The sequence below is a fragment of the Nocardia sp. CDC153 genome (assembly GCF_035818515.1).
GTDB lineage: Bacteria > Actinomycetota > Actinomycetes > Mycobacteriales > Mycobacteriaceae > Nocardia.
In genome coordinates this window covers 824,591-839,956 of sequence record NZ_JAYKYU010000002.1, presented here as the reverse complement: position 1 = coordinate 839,956, position 15,366 = coordinate 824,591, and the positions used below count along the sequence as shown (strand labels likewise).

Sequence of the window (15,366 nt, the reverse complement as noted above, 5' to 3'; positions counted from 1 at the left end):
AACCCCGCGAACCCGCCCCTTCCGCCCCGAACCGCCGCGCCCCCGATTCCCACGCAGCCCCACCGTTTTCGAACCTGTCCGCCGCGGACTCGCCCCTCCCACCATCGAACCGATCCGCCGCATCCCCAAAGCGCTCACGAGCGAATACGGACTGCCCCGAGCCCGCTCCGGTACCGCCCGAGCCCGATCCGGAATGGTCCGCCGACAACCCCGTGCGCTCCGGGGACGTTCCGGCACGGTCCGCCGGGGATGCCGCGTGGTCGGGGGATGTGGCGGCGCGGTCCGCCGATGACCCCCTGCGGTCCGGGGACGATCCAGCGCGGCCCTGAGACGATTCGACGCCGCCCGCCGGGGACCAGGCAAGGTCCGGTGAGGTTTCGGCAACGCCCTGACCTGATTCGGCGCGGACCGTACTGGACCCGAAATGACTTGGGACCGACGCGGCATGGACAGAAGCCGACCCGGGACGAGCCGGGGTCGAGTCGGCATGGCCAGAAGCCGACTTTGGAGCGTTCGGGGCCGCTTCGGCGGAAGCCGAGACCGACTTGCGCTTGGCCGAGGTCGATTCGGTACGAGCTGAGGCAGTTTCGGCAGGAGTCGAGGTCGGCTCGGAATGGGTTGGGGTCGATTCGGCAGGGGCGGAAGTGGACCCGGGACGAGCCGAGGACGTTTCGGCGTGAGTCGAGGCCGACTTGGAATCAGTCGGGGAACCTTCGGTGTTGGTCAGAGCGGTTCCGGAAGGCGTCGGGGTCGACGCGGGGGGCGGCGAAGCTGAATCGGCGCGCGGCCCGGCTGAATCGGGCTGGGGTGGGGCTGGTTCGGCGTGGGGCGAGGCTGGCTTGGGACGAGGGGTGGTGGATTGGGCCTGCTCCGAGGCTGATTCGGAATGCGATCGGGCGGATTCGGTGCGCGGCGGGGCGGGTTCGGCCGGTGGGGTGGTGCCTGCGGGCCGGGCGGTGTTGCCACTGCGGTGGCTTGCGCCGGGCTTGGGGAGGCCGGATTCGCCGGTGAGGCGGCGGGTGGTTGATCCGGGGCGAGGGTTGTCGCCGGTGAGGCGGACCGTGGCGGGTTTGGGTGAGTTGATGTCGCCGGTGAGGCGGGCTGAGCCCAATCCGAGTCGGGGGTTGTCACCCGTTAGCCGGGCGCTGCCGGACCCGGCGCGGGCGCTGTCGCCGGTGAGTCGAGCCGAATTCGATGCGCCCCCAACGGCCGCGGATCCACTGGCGGCCGACCCTGATCGACCACCGCTTGCGGATTCGGCCGCGGTCGAACCCGCCTCGGACCTGGCGACAGCGCCGGTGGACTCGACCGAGTCCCGGCTCGACGTGGCGTTGGCCTCGGCGGGTTCGGCCGCAGTCGGGATTGATCGCGTGCTGGCCTTGATGGGTTTGGTTGTGGCTGGGGTGGGTTCGGTGTTGGTCCCGACGGGTTCGGCCCGGGGTGGGGTGGGGGTGAGGCGGGTGAAGTCGGGGGATGGGGGTGGGGAGGTGTTGTCGTTTGTGGTCACGGCGGCACCTGGGGTGTTCCGGTCAGGCGCCCGGGGCGGCGGGTTGGAGGGCGGCGATGAAGGCGTCGGGGGTGAGGGCGGGCATTTGGGCCACTGCGGCGCGGAACGAATCCACCTGGGTGTTCACGGCTTCCGTCACCTGGTCGACGACCGGGGCGGCTTGCGGGCCGACCGCGGCGCTCACCTGCTGACCCACGGTCGTGACGGCCTGCTCGACCACCGGCGCGGCCGTCTCCACCACCGGCGCGACCTGCTGCCCCACCGTGGCGGCCACCTGCTCGACCGCCGGAGCCACGGCCTGCGCCTGCTGATCGACCACCGTGGCAACCTGCTGCACCACCGGCGCGGCCACCTGCGCGACCGGCGCGGGCACCCCCGGCAGATTCAGGAAGTCCGACACCGGCTGCACCGCGGGCGTCACCCCGGGCACTCCCGAACTCGAAAGCGGCACCTGCGCAGCGGTATCGATCAGCGGCGGCACCGAGGCTGGGGGTTGAGGGTTGTTCTGAGGAGACGCGAAGCCACCCCACGCGCCACCGAAGATGGTGCCTGCCGTCGCGCCGACCAGCACGCCTGGCACGCCGAGAGCCGCAGCGCCAAGAGCACATCCAGCAACGCCGCCCACGACTGCGCCGACGGGGGCGCCTACGCCGCCGGTCGGGACGCCGCCGATGAGAGCACCTGCGAGCGCTCCCATCGCCGCGCCCGTGGCGCATCCACCAGCTACCCCGATTGCGGCTAACGCCGGTGCGGCTGTGACGCCGCCGAGGACACCACCAGCCAGTGTCGAAGCAGCTCTGCGGTCGGATTCGTCTCGGGGCAAGCCGAGTCCGTCGTATGCGGCCGCCAATTGCCATTCGGCCATGTCGACGTAGGCCTGGGCCTTATCGCGTGTCTTTAGGTCGACCCAATCAGGAAGCCCGACAGTATTGCTGCCCAGCCGCAATTGATGCGGGTCAGCTGGCATCACCTCGGGCGCATTCGCCGCAGGCTGATCCTGCGTCGCCTCCGGTTCCGTCGGCGTCACCTTCGGCGACTGCGGCTGAATGATGGTGTCCTGCTGCGGCGTGGTTTGCTGCTTGGGCCGCGGCCGGTTCGGGGGAGCGACGGGCGGGTCGGGAATCCAATCCGCCGGGCTGGGTGCGGAATTCGCGGGCGGCTGGTTGGGGGTGCTCAGGCCGGGTTGCCCGTCACCGGGTACCGCCAATCCGGGTTGACCCGGGGCGGCGGCGGCCACCCCTTGGCCCGCGACCAGCGCGATGGGCAGCATCGACAACAGGAGCGACGTTCGTGAAGTCTTCATGTCCCCAATTCCCATTCCCCGAACGGACAACACCGGGCGCGAAGCCCGAATCCCCCGGCTGCCATGGCATTCCACACCACCGGCTCACAACACAGGCGGCCCACCGGAACCGCGCTCCGATGATCCATCATGAAACCCCACCACCTGCGATGATCATGTTTCGGACCAGATCTTACCCGGATCGCCAGTCCCCACAACCGGATCCGCGACAGGAGTTATCAACTGTTAAACCCAACCGACTATGACTCGTAGGGTCAATCGGCTCCACCCGGGCAATACTCGACCCCGCGCCCCGCAATACCCGTCACTACCGCAATACGCGATATCGCCTCGGCGCAATACTCGGGTCTCGGCGCGACATTCGATCCCGCGCCGCGCAATACTCGTTCCCGCCCGACCGCGATTCTCGATCCCGCGCCACCGCAACACTTCTCGACCGCACCCCGGTGCCCCCGAAGGAATCCCCATGCGCGCCAAGCCAGCACACCATGTGCAAACATTCGCCGCCGTGGCAATGACCCTGGTCGTCTCGGCCTGCGCCCTGACTCTCGCGGCCTGCGGCGGCAGCGATCACAGCGCCTCGGCGACCAAGACCACGCAGGTAGACCCGGCGCGAGCCCCCTCGGACGTGCACTGGGAGAACTATCAGGGCGTCCAACTCCCGATCGGCGAGCACGACGGCCCCAGCAAACTCGGCACCACCGCCGCGGGCTACTCCCACACCCCGCAGGGCGCGGCCCTGGCGGCGATCAACCACAGCACCCGACTGTCGCTGGCCCCCGACGGCGTCTGGCCGCAGATCGCGGCGATCTCCCTGATCCCCGGCCCGGCCAAGGACTCGTGGGTGCTGGCCCGCGCCCAGATCTCCCTGACCGCCCCCGCCAACCCGACGGTCGCCCCCCACATCACCGCCTACAAGATCACCAACTACACCCCCGACCGCGCCGACCTCACCGTCTACTCGACCTACTCCGACGCCAGCATCACCGCGACCGCCGAAACCGTCCTGTGGGTCTCCGAGGATTGGCGACTCCTCCTCCCCGACCCCGCCGCCAAAATCCAGACCGTTCAATCGGTGCCGTCCATCCCCGCCGACACCGTCGAACTCGAGGCCCCCAAATAGCCGCTACCCGACCAGCTTCAACCCGATCACGCAGGCCACGATCCCGCCGAGCAGCAGCAGCTTGACCGCGCTCACGGCCGCCCCGCCCGTGGCCATGGAGTAGACGACGGTCAACACCGCACCGATCCCCACCCACACCGCGTACGCGGTCCCGACCGGCAACCCCCGCATGGCATAGGCCAACCCGCCCATACTCGCGACGAGCGCCACCCCGAACACCACGGTCGGCCCCACCCGCGTGAACCCCTCGGACTTCCCGAGCGCCGTAGCCCACACCGCTTCGAAAACCCCGGACACAACCAGTACCAGCCAAGACATGACAACCTCCGAAGGCCGTCTTGTCGCACACCGGGTACGGCTCCCTCGTCCGGGCCCCCGCTCGGGGACTACCTACACGATGGCAAACACCCAGCGACCAGGGCAAATTCCCCGATGGTGATCTCGGCCTCCACCCACCGAGATCACCGGCTGGCTCACCCCCAAACGCCACTCCCAAGGAATCGATCCCACTGCTCGCCCGAGAACACGAGCACCGGACCACCCGGATCCTTGGAATCACGCACTCCGACAATGCGTGCCTTGTCGCCTACGAAAGCGACCTCGACGCACTCCGAAGCACTCGGGGACTTGGAGGACTTGAACCACTTGGCATTGGAAAGATCGAAGCTCACGCTGTGTACTCCTTCGCGATGCGCCACACCAGATCGCGGCTGGCATCTTCACTCAACGCTACCCGCTCGAGACTGGCGATCGCTCTGCGGAAGCGGGCAATCGACTCCGCCTGTTCGAGATATAGCGCTCCTTCGTAGCCTTCGATGTAGACCACCGGCGGCTCGACCAATCTGCTTGCCAGGGGAGGAAATTCGAGCAGAGTGAAGGAGTGGAACAGTAACCCGCTGTTGGTGTCGACGGTGAATGGCACCACTCGAACTGAAACACTCTGGCGTTCACTGGTTTCAGCCAGCGACCGCAGTTGCTCTGCCATCACTGCCGGGCCACCGGGGCGATGCCTGAGCACTGCTTCGGACAACAGTGCATCCAACCAAAAATCGTCCTCGTCCAGCCGCGTTCGTCGCCGGGCGGCGAATTCGAGTCGGCGCTCGATGTTGACGGGTGACAGATCCAACTCCGAGGCACGGATCAAGGCTCTTCGGTATTCGGTCGTTTGCAGGAGGCCGGGTATCAACGAGAGTTGGTGGGACGTCAGTCGATTGGCCGCTGCTTCCAGGCTGAGATAGTGGTCGAAGTGTCCGTCGAGTTGATCGCTGTAGGACCGCCACCAACCTTTGGGCGTACCCTGCGCTTTCGCGATCTGGTCATGTCGTCTCACCTCCTCCCAGAGGCTCAGTACCTCGTCGCGCTCTGCGTTGGGTTCGGGCATCCCATAGAAGTCGAGCAAGTGTTTGATCTGGGGCGTGGAGATCTTGATCGGCTGTCCGTCCTCCATTCTGCTGACGCTTTGGGGAGATGTTTCGATGCACTGTCCTGCGTCGGATTGCTTCTTCCCGGCGCGGATTCGGTAATTGCGAAGAGTTCTGCCAAGTGCCCTGCGGGGAAGCGATGATCCGGCCATTTCGTTAGCCTCGCTATCTGGGTAGCGCCGTGGTGGAAGGGCAAAACTGGATATCGCGCTAATTATCGGCGTTTCCTTAGCTTGCTGTTCCCGTTTTGGAGTTCTCAGCCGTCTACTGATGCTCAGGAGCTCATCCCGAGTTCGCATCCAGCATTCGTAAGCGGGAGGTTGAAATGCCCTGGGACGCATGGGCGCTGCTGTCCATCATCGTGCTCTGCACCGCCGTCATCGCCCGAACCTGCTGGGACTCCTACCGTATCGGCCACGAGCCGCCCCGAGAGTCCCTCCGCCTCCCCCTATTCACCGGCGGCCACCTCGAAATCCCCTGCCCTCCACCCCATCCCACCGGCCGCCACCGCGCCACCCCACCCAGGCCATCCCCATGACCCCACCCACCGCCCCCGAGGCGATCCCCACGTCCCACTCACCGCCCCGAGGTGGATCCTCATGTCCTCGCCCGACGTCTCGAGGCGGACCGCATGGCCTCGGCCGCCGTCTCGAGGTGATCTTCATGAACTCGGCCGCCGCCCCGAGGCATCCATGTCCACAGCCGCCGCCCCAGTTGATCCTCATCTCCCGGTCACCGCCTCCAGGTGATCGCCATGTCCTCGGCTGCCGTCTCGAGGTGATCCTCATGGCCCCAGTCACCGTTCCGACGCGATCCTCATGATCGCAGCCATCCCAGCCACCCCAGCGAGGTGATTCCCATGACCCCGGCCGAAATCGCGGTACTGGCCACCCTCCACCCTGACCGCACCCTTACCGCACCCGAAATCGCCCGCGCCGCCCCACTCACCACCTGGCGCACTCGAAATGCCCTCTCCCACCTGGAATCCCGCGGCCTCATCACGCCCTCTCGGCCCCGCGGCCGCTACCGCATCACCCCTCGCGGCCGCGCCGCTCTGGCGACCAAGTCCCGTCGCTTCGCCTTCTGACATTCCCTGCGCGATGTCCTCTTCGAGCCCAATAGCCTTCCGAGTGGTACGTCATGGAGGGGATTTGCCCGAATTTCCCTCCAGGATGTGCCACTCGACGAAAGAGTTATGGGCGTTTGACTTTCGTTCGGCGGGATAGCCAGGGGTTGCCGTCGGCGAGGACTGCTCCGCACTCGATGAGGGTCTTCATTCGCCATTTCAGGGTTACGTCATCGACTTTCATTTCGGCCATAACCGGAGCTGTGGCGCGGGCGAGGAGGGTCCAGTCGGGAGGTACGTGGTAGAGCAGTGCCTTGTCGTAATGGTCGGCGGGAGCGGAGACCAGGTTACCATCCTCGACGACTCGGAAGGTCTGGTTCTCCTGTCGGAGTCGTTGCCAGATGTCGCGGACCCGGGTTCGTTCGCCGTCGGTGATCGGGCGGGCGAGAGTCAGGTAGTGGGCCAGCTCGTCGGGTGAATAGAACGGGACCGCGCTGGGAACCTCGACCACCTCGAGAGGACGGTCGGGCAGCCTGTGGCAGATCTCGTGGAACATCGCCGACTCCTGGGCATTGTCCCGGCCGTACCAGACCACCAGATGATCGGCCTGCTCGGCGCGTCCCCAGAAGGCTGCCATGAGGTCGGCAGCGTACCCACCATGGTGGGATCGACCTCGGGGAATTCCGTCCGGACCATGTCGTCGTACCAACTCCACCATTGGACGCGGGCGGCGTAATCGTCGGGCTCCAATGGTCCGCAATTCAGATTGTCGGGAAACCACTCGATGGATTCGGCGGCACGGTCGCTGTCATCGAGCACCGCGCGCACCACCTCACCCGCAGACGGGCCGCCAACCAGGTGCAATGTGGTCATTCAGCCAGTGTGCCCACGGTTAGCCGAACCCCGCCTCCGGGTTTACCCCCAATTCCTGATCACCCCCGATTCCCGCCGAGACAATCCCTAAAGTCATGGCCATGAACTCCTTGTTCTTCGGCCTGGCCGTGACCGATTTCGCGGCCGCCGACGACTGGTACTCCCGCCTGTTCGGGCGGGCCGCCGATATCGTGGTCACTCCGGGGACCGAGGCGATGTGGCAGCTCGCCGACACCGCATTCGTCTACATCGTGGTCGATCCCGAACGAGCCGGACACGCGCTGGTGAACATCGCCGTGCCGGACCTGGAGACCGCGGTGGCCGAAATCGGTTCGCGGGGACTGCATCCCGGCCCGTTCGTGCTGGTTGGTCCGGACGGTGCGGCTGGCCGAAAGGCCCCGTTCGTCGATCCGGACGGGAACTCGATCTTCGTCATCGAGATCGCGGGAACATGAGTGTCGTGTGCCGATCGGCCGCCCCGGCCGGGACTTCGGCCGGACTCATTTTCGGCGGAGCGGCGGGGCCGCTGGCCGGAGCCGGAGTCGGCGGGGATGCCTGCGGCAAGGGCTTGATCACCACCGGGTACATCGGACGAATGCGGACGTCGGAGTCGGGATGGTACTGGCCCGAGACGCACTCGATGCCGACGAGGAGGAACGCAACCCCTGTCAAGACACCGGCGAGGGGTCGTAGGAGCGGTAACCATCGCTGGCGCGCCGATCGTGCCAATGATCCGGAGGTGTCAGGCATGTTCCGCTCCCTACCGCGCCGGAGCCTTCAAGGGACTGTCGTTAGGCGGGAATCGGTTGTTACAGGGGAGGATTCGTTTTAAATGGGCCGATTCGTGCACAAATCGCTCCCGGAGGGCAGTTTCCTGTCAATTCCGGTGGGATAGTGCAGGAATAGGCCCATGATCAACTCCAGGCCGCCGCGGATCACCACGGGGGAGCGAGAATCGTCCACTCGCGCTCACGCTTCCAGTCTTCGAAGCTGATCGCATTGGTGTAGCCCGGGACCGGGGTGAAGGGCGGATCATCGGGGTCGCTCAGGTCGCCGAGGTCGGGTGGGTCGGCAGGTGCGCCAAGGGGTTTCGACAGCGCGGCTCTGATTTCCTTGGGCAGGTTCAACCAGCTCATAGCGCGCTCCGAATCGGTGACTTGCTGGGAGGCTTACGTTTTGCTCGCGGGCCAGCCGGGGTAGGGGTCGAGCGTGGGGGCGGGGGTATCCGACGGTGTCAGAGGATTTCGGGCGCGTAGCGCGGTGGGCACGGGGTTATCCGCGCGGTCGGCGCAAACATTCGGATCACCGGGAGAATCCGTGCCCGAATCCGTCATCTTCGCGTCGGTGATTTTCCAATCGCCGAACACATCCGTGCTCGGATAGCGTTGCGTGCCTTCGCCCTTGGAGAGACGTGTCGGTTGGCCGCTGGGCGGCTGCTGCATGGCCAGCCGCACCGTTCGACCTGTGCCGTTGAGACTTCCCCCAGTGCCGACATTGACGAATGGGTGGTAACGGCCACCGAAAGGGTCCTTGTCGGGCGGTGATTGCAGATCGAGTCCGTCGACCCAGACGCACATCACGGCATGCCAGGGCGTCTGCGATCCTTGGGCGGCGTCATCGGTTTTGAGCTCGAGCAGGCGTGCGTAGAAGGTTCCGACCACCCGAGTGTTGGCAGGTTCCTCCTGAGGCATCGACATGCCGTCGAGGCGCATTTCGGCCGAGCCGTAAGGCTGATATGCCCGCTCATATCCGGGGTAGGAGAACTTGTTCGGCGTCGGCCACGGATTGCCGATCGGGTCGGTGCGGTAGGAGATGAAGGCCGATTCCAGATAGGCGCGGGCGATGACCGCAGCGTCCGTCGTCAGTCCAACCCCGGGCTCGGCGGACCAGCTGAAGTTGAACCCGAACCAATCCGGGATTCGATATGTGGGTGCGTCGGACTTGCAAGCGGTCAGAGTCATCGTGAGGCCCAAGGCAATAGCCGCGGGCGCTCGCCATCGGCTCGTCGACTTGATCATCGTGGATGCCATTCTGCCGGATCGTGTGCAGCTCGCCAGCCGTCATCGTAGGCGACGAGACCCGGCATGAAGTTCTTCATCTGCCCCTTGAATACGGGGAGGCTGGTCGCTCCGTCCTTTCCGTCGAGATGCTTGATCTGCTCGAATGACATCAGGTTTCCGTTGCCGTCGAAGTAGCGGCCGATGTTCGGATCCTTCGAATAGTCGGGGTGGTCGGGCGTCAATGTCATGCCCTGGAGGATGTTGTAGAACTGCTTTGCCTGACTCCCGTATCCGTCCAGGTCAGCCTTCGGCCCCAGCTCCGGCACCGCGCCGAACAGCCAGTTCTTCACCTCGGGTGCGGCGACCTTGACACCCAGCTCGGTGAAGTCGCTGAGGCTGAATCCCAGTGGCATCGCAAGGGATTCGCCGGTTGCGCTCCCGATCAGTCGCGGGATGTGTTTGCCGCCGAAGGCGGCGACATCCTTCAACGAGTCGAACAGGCTCTGCTCGTATTTGAGTTGTTCGGCCAGATCCAGTTTCCTGCCGTCGAGTTCGAGTTGCATCCCCGACTGGGCGGCGGCGTCGATTCTTCCGGCCCATTCACCGAGTGCGAAATTGGTGCCGCCCTGGGCTCCGAAGGTCTGGTTCATCTGGGCGACCGTCACGTACGCAGCGCGGTTGAAGTCGATGGCGGCGTCCTTGTTGGAGTCGATGACGGCGAAGATGTTCTTGACGTTCGCCTGGTCGATCGGCCCGAAGCCGTGGGTGCCGAACATGTCGTCGGGGACGCCGACCATGCTCGGAATGTAGGTGGCCAAGGTCTGCCCGAGCGCCTTGGTCATATTCGCGTTCACCATTCCGATCGACTGGCTTCCGCCATCGAGGTGGAGCAGCTCCTGGCTGTGGGTGCTGGCATAGCTCGCCAGTGCCCACGCGGACTCTCCCGCTTGCCGATTCAGCGTCGGGTCGGTCGACATGCTGTACTGGCCCGCGGTCTGGATGACCGTGGTGACGCCGTCCTCGTGCCCGTGCCAGTCGCGGCCGATGATGTCGCCGACGTGGGAAGCGGCGTCGTAGTGCCCGCCCTCGGTGACCGTGCACTGCATATTGCTGCCGTACAGCAGGTCGTGGACGGCCAGGCGGTCGCCGCCCGCGCGGTCGAGCATGCGGTCGGCGAGGTCGGTGACGCTGTGCGGCTTGGGGTCCGGGACCAGGTTGACGGCGCTGGCACCGGCGATTTCCGCGCCCTGTTTGAGGAGGCCGCGGTCGAGGTCGCTGCCCTGGGCCAGGGCGGGGGTGCCCTTGCCGAGGAGGTCGACGAAGACGCCGAAGTCGGCCTCGCGGGGGATGTCGATGAAGTTGCCGATGAACTCGCTCGAACCGTACTTCTCGCTGCGGCGGACCGGGTTCTCCCGCAACAGGTTTCGCACCTGGGTGGGCAGTTGGATCATGCCGCCGCGATCCTCGACCGTGCCGTCGCCGACGGTTTCGATCTGCGGGTTGGACATCAATTGCATGGCGTCGACCACGCCGGTCCGCAGCGTGCCCTGCTGGTCGGGCGGCAGCTTGTCGCCGAGCCGCGCCAGGTCGGAGACGCTCATGCCGTCCAGGCCGCGCATGAGGCCGCGCAGGTAGTCGTAGCGCTCCTGCGGCAGGTCGACGGGCTTGCCGTCGAGGAGATCCTGGAGCTGGTCCGGGGTGAGCCGGGTCGCCACGCGCAGGCGCTCGAGCTGATCGGGGGTCGTCTTGCCGCTCTTCCAGGAAGCCAGATCATGTTGCGCGAGTATGGGATTCAGTCCCGCCGCAGCGGGGGAGAGCTGTTCGATGGTGGCCAGCGCCGTGCTGATCGTGGTTGCGACCTCGTCATCGGCGACCCCGATATCGGCCGCCAATCGTTGCAGAGCGACGGTCTGATTCGCCGCCTCGTTCGACCGGTCGGTTTGCAGCTGGTTGATCTGATCCGTCTGCTCTTGATTCCCGCGCGCCAACACCAGCGCGGCCGGATAGTTGTATTTATCACTGACATACCAGTTCTCGGCCACCGCGTAGCCGTCACCGGTCAGCACGGCGACTGTCTGCCGCGCCGAGGTGACCATCGGCTCCAACCGCGCCTGACCATTCCGACACGCCGTCGCGAGATCGTCGAAGGCGTCGGCGAGCACACCCATCTGCTGGCGTTCCCGCTCGGCGCGCCCGTCCGCGCCGATCCGGCCCCGCCCGGACCAGTTCAGGCCGTCGATGGTCTTGTACATCGTCGACGCGTTGTCCCTGATGCCCTTGGCGATCGACTCGATCGTCGGCGCGAGATAGCCGAGATCGACGATCCAGTTCAACACCGTGGTCTTGCTCGGAACGGCCATGCTCACCGCTCCCCGGTATTGAGATCACCCAAGGCCGCGAACCGCGCGGCCGCGTCCGCGTCGGTGCCGTGGTAGGTGTCGGCGGAGGTGTGCAGCAGCCCGGCGATCTCCCGATACCGCCCCTCGACCACACCCATCGCCTGGGACCGCACCGCCTCGATTCGATCGAGCTGAGCGGCGGTGGCGGAGCCCGCCATGCCCGAACCCAGGGAACCCAAGAGTCCCGAGGCCGTGAACGGCCCGGCGAAGGTCGCGAGTTTCCCTACCGCGTCGGCGATTCCGTCGATCGTGCTCGCCGCGTCCCGCAGCTCCTGCGGCGACACCTCCATGCAGGCCCCCTGCTCAGATTCGCCTCACCTGCAACGCATTTCGCGCAACAGCAAGATCAGTCGGGACCGAACGATACCAGAGCGGGTCAGGAGATTCGCTTGATGCGGGCGTGGGCGTGGGACCAGGCGGACAAGGTCCAGAAGGTCTTCACGAACGGCTGGGCGTCCAGGGTGTAACCGGCGCAGCCCTCGGCGGTCTTCAACTGCGTGCGAATCCGTCTGGTCCACAGCAGGAATCGGGGGACGTCTCGGAAGCGGTTGAGCGGCAGAACCACACCGGTGATCCACGAATGTAAGGCGATTGAAATTTCGTCGGCGCAGGCTGTCGCGGTGACACACAGATCGACGGTGATGGTGGGGCTGCTCTCCACGCTTTGCGCGGCATTGGTCTTCGGGGCCGCGCCGACCGAGGCCAGGCCGAGTCCCGCTGGGCAATATCTGCACAACGTGTACTACGACGGCTGTCTCACCGATCTCGGCGAGAACGTCGAGGTGGAGCTGCTGCCGTGCAAACTCAACGCGGACGGGTACATTGCGGCCGACCAGCGGTGGGACCACGTTTACACGCCCCAGAGCGGCGGCTTCATTCAACTGGTGAGCGGTCTCGGGCACAGCCTCGAATTCCCCGGCATCGCCTTCGGAAAGGCGCCCATGGTCGCCGAAGCCGTGGTGAGCGGCCGACCGCAGACCGTGTGGCAACCCAGCGGCGGCGCGGGGAATGCGCTGGTGCCCGGCGGCTGCGGGGCCACGAGCTGTTTTCTCCTCAGCTACAACACCCCTCTCTACCTCATGCCGCTCCAGCACACCCAACCCATGCAGGCCAGCATCGGCTTCACCACCATGCTCGACAACTTCCAGAACGACATGGTCCTCTGGACCATGGGGCCCTGAGATTCGCGCTATTCGTTCCTGGGTGCGTTCGCGTCGAGCTCGCAGAGTTTGACGGATTTGTCGCGGCCGCCGGTGGCGATCATGCGGCCGTCGGGGCTGAAGGCGGCGCAGGTGACGATGTCGAAGTGGGGGATCATATACAGGCAGCGGCCGGTGTCGGCGTCCCAGATCCGGGCGGTCTTGTCGCGGGCGGTGGTGGCGAGTAGGCGACCGTCGGGGTTGAACGTCACGGTTTCCATATTCGCTCGTGCGCGGCCGGTCCTCGTCATGGAGTTCATGTCGACCAAGGGATCCGTATGGAAGAAGACGCGTATGGCGGTGAGCGACGGATGACGGACATCCCACAGCTCGACGCGGCCGCCCATGGCGATGGTGGCGAGCCGTTCCGCACGGGGATGCCATGCGACCCAATACGGGGTTTGCGCCAAAATCGTGGCGGTCCGGCTGCCGTCGGCCACATTCCAGATCCGTATCTCGGACTCGTCGCGGTGGGTGGTGGCCAGCGCGGTTCCATCCGGGCTGAACGCCATTCGCGACACGGTATCGCCGGAGACGAGTTCCCTCGGCTCACCCTCGTGCACCAGCACCGCGGCACGATCGAGGGTGGCCAGTCGCCGACCATCCGGACTGAACCGGACTCCCCGGACCGCGCCCCGATTGAATGGCCGCGTGATCTCGGCACCGGTCTCGGCATCCCACACCACGGCCGGGCCGTGGCCGATGGCGGTCGCGAACGCGGCGCCATCGGGCGCGAAATCGATGTCCCAGCCGGTGAATTGGCTGTCGGCATCGGTGTATCGGTCGAGAATGAGATTGGTGTGATAGGCCAGTCGATGGCCGTGCTCGACGCTCAACCGCTGGTGCGGCGCCGACCGCACATCGACCAGGTACGCCGCGGTTCCGCGGCAGGAGACGGCCAGTCGTCCGCTGTCGGGCGAGAAGGCCAGCGCGAGAACCGGATCCGGCATCTGGAAGTCGTGTAGCAAGCGCGGTCGCAGAGTGATCGCGGGGTCGGCGGACGCCGCACGCTGCGGCGTGGTCGGCCGCACGGGAAGTTTCCGTAGCGGGGCCGGTACGCCCACGGACCGTGCGGTGAACGGCTGAACAGATTGTGGTCGGGCGGATTGCGATGCCGTGGTTTGCGGTTGGCTGGGTTGCGATTTCGCGGGTTCCGGCTGAACGGGTTGCGGCGCGGTGATTTCCGGTGGAGCGGGTTGCGGTGGGGTGGGGGCCGGGTGCCATGCCGCGTTGCGGGTGAGGGCCAGTTCCGCCGCGGTGTTGCGGCCCGTGGCGCGGGGGCGGGGAAAGCCGTTGCGGCGCAACGCCGAATCCAGTAGGGGGAACAAGCGGGCGAAGGTGAGGTATTCGCCGGTGTCGGGGTCGCCGGTGTGGAGGAGGCGGAGCAGGGTGCCGGTGAAGGCAGTGCAGCCGTCGGGGCCTTGGACGGCGGCGAATTTCGAGGCGGCGGTGAGGACGTACGCGCCCTCGATTTCGGCGAGTTCGCGTAGGGCCTCGTTGTCGTCCTCGCCCGCGAGGACGGGGCCGCCGAAGGCCTTGCCGCTGTGGCAGCAGTCGAGGATCACGATCTTGACCGCGGCGCGGGAGGTGCGCATGTCATCGCGAATGACCGCGTAGGGCAGCGTCGAATAGCCCGGCCGCCGTTGGGAAGACGCACTGTGGGTCAGCGCCAGCTCGGTGTTGTCGTGGCCGACCGTCACCCCGTGGCCCGCGTAGTAGAACAGCAGCAGATCCTCCGCGGCCTCGACCGCCGGTTCGAGGACGCGCGCGAAATCCTCCGACGAGCGCGGATCGCTCAACACGTCGATATGCGTGAGCCCGGTCCGCTCCCGCAGCAGCCGCGCCAGCCGCGCGAGATTCTCCGCCACCTGAGGCACCGTGGGGAAACCGGAATCCGCCGCGTAGGTGGAGGTTCCGATCAGCACCGCACGGGAGCGCTCACTGTCGGGGAGCCGCATCCGCCGAGTTCCCGTTCGGCTCGAGCTGCGCTTCGGGCGCGGGCTGCGCTTCAGGCGTGGTCTGTGATTGCGGCGCGGGCTGTGGGTCCGGTTTCACTTGCTCCAGCGCCTGCCGCACCAGATCCTCGGACACCTTCCCGTTCACCGAGATCTCGTTCTGCCCGATCTTCAATGTGAATTTCGTTCTGCGACTGGACAACCAGGCATTCACACACGCGGTGACCGCCGCCATCAATGGCGCGGACTCCACCACCAACTTGATGATCTCCTCGGCCCCCAGCGTGCCCGCGACCGCCTCCCCGCCGACCAGCTGCTTGCGAACACTCCGCAAATCATCGTCATCCACGATGGCGTTGAACAGCGACCCGAGCTCCGCGACGTCGTCCTCGGCATCGGAGATCGAAATAAAGATCGTGGCGCTCACGCGACCCCTCCCCAGCAACGGTTGTGCCGAAATTCTAGGCCCCAAACCCGGCCGAGGTGATCGATCACCGCTGGCCGTCCGGCCCGTTCTCAG

General features: G+C 66.2%; 16 protein-coding genes, 1 pseudogene and 1 riboswitch. Of the genes and pseudogenes, 4 read left to right on the top strand and 13 right to left on the bottom strand.

Features of this window, described 5'->3' with window-relative positions; translation table 11 throughout:
* Positions 1-1,529: 1,529 nt before the first annotated feature.
* Positions 1,530-2,810: a hypothetical protein gene (locus tag VMT65_RS12375; RefSeq protein ID WP_326308260.1), complete on the bottom strand. Its 1,281-nt coding sequence runs from the start codon at positions 2,808-2,810 to the stop codon at positions 1,530-1,532.
* Between the two features lie 466 nt (positions 2,811-3,276).
* Between VMT65_RS12375 and VMT65_RS12370 the strand changes: the two genes are divergently transcribed.
* The gene (locus VMT65_RS12370) at positions 3,277-3,933 is read left to right on the top strand and encodes a hypothetical protein (RefSeq protein ID WP_326308259.1); all 657 of its coding nucleotides are present in this window, start codon (positions 3,277-3,279) and stop codon (positions 3,931-3,933) included.
* A gap of 3 nt (positions 3,934-3,936) precedes the next feature.
* Here VMT65_RS12370 and VMT65_RS12365 read toward each other — a convergent pair whose 3' ends face one another.
* From VMT65_RS12365 to VMT65_RS12355, 3 genes are all read right to left on the bottom strand, one after another.
* Positions 3,937-4,251 (bottom strand): DMT family transporter, encoded by a 315-nt coding sequence (locus VMT65_RS12365; RefSeq protein ID WP_326308258.1) that lies wholly within the window; start codon positions 4,249-4,251, stop codon positions 3,937-3,939.
* Positions 4,252-4,260: 9 nt separating this feature from the next.
* Positions 4,261-4,323: riboswitch (guanidine-III (ykkC-III) riboswitch) on the bottom strand.
* An 83-nt stretch (positions 4,324-4,406) separates the two neighbouring features.
* Complete coding sequence (locus VMT65_RS12360; protein ID WP_326308256.1) at positions 4,407-4,604, bottom strand: DUF397 domain-containing protein; 198 nt, start codon at positions 4,602-4,604, stop codon at positions 4,407-4,409.
* A complete protein-coding gene (locus VMT65_RS12355; RefSeq protein WP_326308255.1) occupies positions 4,601-5,506 on the bottom strand; it encodes a helix-turn-helix domain-containing protein in 906 nt (301 codons plus the stop codon). Before VMT65_RS12355 ends, VMT65_RS12360 begins: the two co-directional genes overlap by 4 nt.
* Before the next feature lie 707 nt (positions 5,507-6,213).
* Between VMT65_RS12355 and VMT65_RS12350 the strand changes: the two genes are divergently transcribed.
* On the top strand, positions 6,214-6,441 hold the full coding sequence (locus VMT65_RS12350) for a hypothetical protein (protein ID WP_326308254.1): 228 nt from the start codon (positions 6,214-6,216) through the stop codon (positions 6,439-6,441).
* Positions 6,442-6,547: 106 nt separating this feature from the next.
* Here the strand turns inward: VMT65_RS12350 and VMT65_RS12345 are convergent, their stop codons facing one another.
* Positions 6,548-7,057 (bottom strand): DUF3658 domain-containing protein, encoded by a 510-nt coding sequence (locus tag VMT65_RS12345; protein WP_326308252.1) that lies wholly within the window; start codon positions 7,055-7,057, stop codon positions 6,548-6,550.
* A 38-nt stretch (positions 7,058-7,095) separates the two neighbouring features.
* Positions 7,096-7,293: pseudogene (locus tag VMT65_RS38415) on the bottom strand (DUF1835 domain-containing protein); the annotation flags it as partial.
* A 101-nt stretch (positions 7,294-7,394) separates the two neighbouring features.
* Here VMT65_RS38415 and VMT65_RS12340 point away from each other — a divergent pair.
* A complete protein-coding gene (locus VMT65_RS12340; RefSeq protein WP_326308251.1) occupies positions 7,395-7,748 on the top strand; it encodes a VOC family protein in 354 nt (117 codons plus the stop codon).
* A gap of 480 nt (positions 7,749-8,228) precedes the next feature.
* Here the strand turns inward: VMT65_RS12340 and VMT65_RS12335 are convergent, their stop codons facing one another.
* From VMT65_RS12335 to VMT65_RS12315, 5 genes are all read right to left on the bottom strand, one after another.
* A complete protein-coding gene (locus tag VMT65_RS12335) occupies positions 8,229-8,429 on the bottom strand; it encodes a hypothetical protein (protein ID WP_326308250.1) in 201 nt (66 codons plus the stop codon).
* A gap of 33 nt (positions 8,430-8,462) precedes the next feature.
* Positions 8,463-9,311, bottom strand: coding sequence for a hypothetical protein (locus VMT65_RS12330; RefSeq protein ID WP_326308249.1), 849 nt, complete (start codon positions 9,309-9,311; stop codon positions 8,463-8,465).
* Entirely contained in the window at positions 9,308-11,653 is a 2,346-nt protein-coding gene (locus VMT65_RS12325) for a TPR repeat region-containing protein (protein ID WP_326308248.1), read from the bottom strand. Before VMT65_RS12325 ends, VMT65_RS12330 begins: the two co-directional genes overlap by 4 nt.
* A 2-nt stretch (positions 11,654-11,655) precedes the next feature.
* Complete coding sequence (locus VMT65_RS12320; protein WP_326308247.1) at positions 11,656-11,982, bottom strand: type VII secretion target; 327 nt, start codon at positions 11,980-11,982, stop codon at positions 11,656-11,658.
* Between the two features lie 86 nt (positions 11,983-12,068).
* Positions 12,069-12,257, bottom strand: coding sequence for a hypothetical protein (locus VMT65_RS12315; RefSeq protein WP_326308246.1), 189 nt, complete (start codon positions 12,255-12,257; stop codon positions 12,069-12,071).
* A 55-nt stretch (positions 12,258-12,312) separates the two neighbouring features.
* Here VMT65_RS12315 and VMT65_RS12310 point away from each other — a divergent pair, with 55 nt between their 5' ends.
* Positions 12,313-12,873 carry a hypothetical protein gene (locus VMT65_RS12310; protein ID WP_326308245.1) on the top strand — a complete coding sequence of 187 codons (561 nt, stop codon included), beginning with the start codon at positions 12,313-12,315 and terminating at the stop codon, positions 12,871-12,873.
* Between the two features lie 8 nt (positions 12,874-12,881).
* Here the strand turns inward: VMT65_RS12310 and VMT65_RS12305 are convergent, their stop codons facing one another.
* Positions 12,882-14,849, bottom strand: coding sequence for a caspase, EACC1-associated type (locus VMT65_RS12305; protein WP_326308244.1), 1,968 nt, complete (start codon positions 14,847-14,849; stop codon positions 12,882-12,884).
* Positions 14,830-15,273 (bottom strand): effector-associated constant component EACC1, encoded by a 444-nt coding sequence (locus VMT65_RS12300; protein WP_326308243.1) that lies wholly within the window; start codon positions 15,271-15,273, stop codon positions 14,830-14,832. The genes VMT65_RS12305 and VMT65_RS12300 overlap by 20 nt, the downstream gene beginning before the upstream one ends.
* Between the last annotated feature and the right edge of the window lie 93 nt (positions 15,274-15,366).

Excerpts from the sequence above, each read along its gene's own strand:
- VMT65_RS12375 (WP_326308260.1), bottom strand. The coding sequence starts at position 2,810 with ATGAAGACTTCACGAACGTCGCTCCTGTTGTCGATGCTGCCCATCGCG.
- VMT65_RS12370 (WP_326308259.1), top strand. The coding sequence starts at position 3,277 with ATGCGCGCCAAGCCAGCACACCATGTGCAAACATTCGCCGCCGTGGCA.
- VMT65_RS12365 (WP_326308258.1), bottom strand. The coding sequence starts at position 4,251 with ATGTCTTGGCTGGTACTGGTTGTGTCCGGGGTTTTCGAAGCGGTGTGG.
- VMT65_RS12355 (WP_326308255.1), bottom strand. The coding sequence starts at position 5,506 with ATGGCCGGATCATCGCTTCCCCGCAGGGCACTTGGCAGAACTCTTCGC.
- VMT65_RS12350 (WP_326308254.1), top strand. The coding sequence starts at position 6,214 with ATGACCCCGGCCGAAATCGCGGTACTGGCCACCCTCCACCCTGACCGC.
- VMT65_RS12345 (WP_326308252.1), bottom strand. The coding sequence starts at position 7,057 with ATGGCAGCCTTCTGGGGACGCGCCGAGCAGGCCGATCATCTGGTGGTC.
- VMT65_RS12340 (WP_326308251.1), top strand. The coding sequence starts at position 7,395 with ATGAACTCCTTGTTCTTCGGCCTGGCCGTGACCGATTTCGCGGCCGCC.
- VMT65_RS12335 (WP_326308250.1), bottom strand. The coding sequence starts at position 8,429 with ATGAGCTGGTTGAACCTGCCCAAGGAAATCAGAGCCGCGCTGTCGAAA.
- VMT65_RS12330 (WP_326308249.1), bottom strand. The coding sequence starts at position 9,311 with ATGATCAAGTCGACGAGCCGATGGCGAGCGCCCGCGGCTATTGCCTTG.
- VMT65_RS12325 (WP_326308248.1), bottom strand. The coding sequence starts at position 11,653 with ATGGCCGTTCCGAGCAAGACCACGGTGTTGAACTGGATCGTCGATCTC.
- VMT65_RS12320 (WP_326308247.1), bottom strand. The coding sequence starts at position 11,982 with ATGGAGGTGTCGCCGCAGGAGCTGCGGGACGCGGCGAGCACGATCGAC.
- VMT65_RS12305 (WP_326308244.1), bottom strand. The coding sequence starts at position 14,849 with ATGCGGCTCCCCGACAGTGAGCGCTCCCGTGCGGTGCTGATCGGAACC.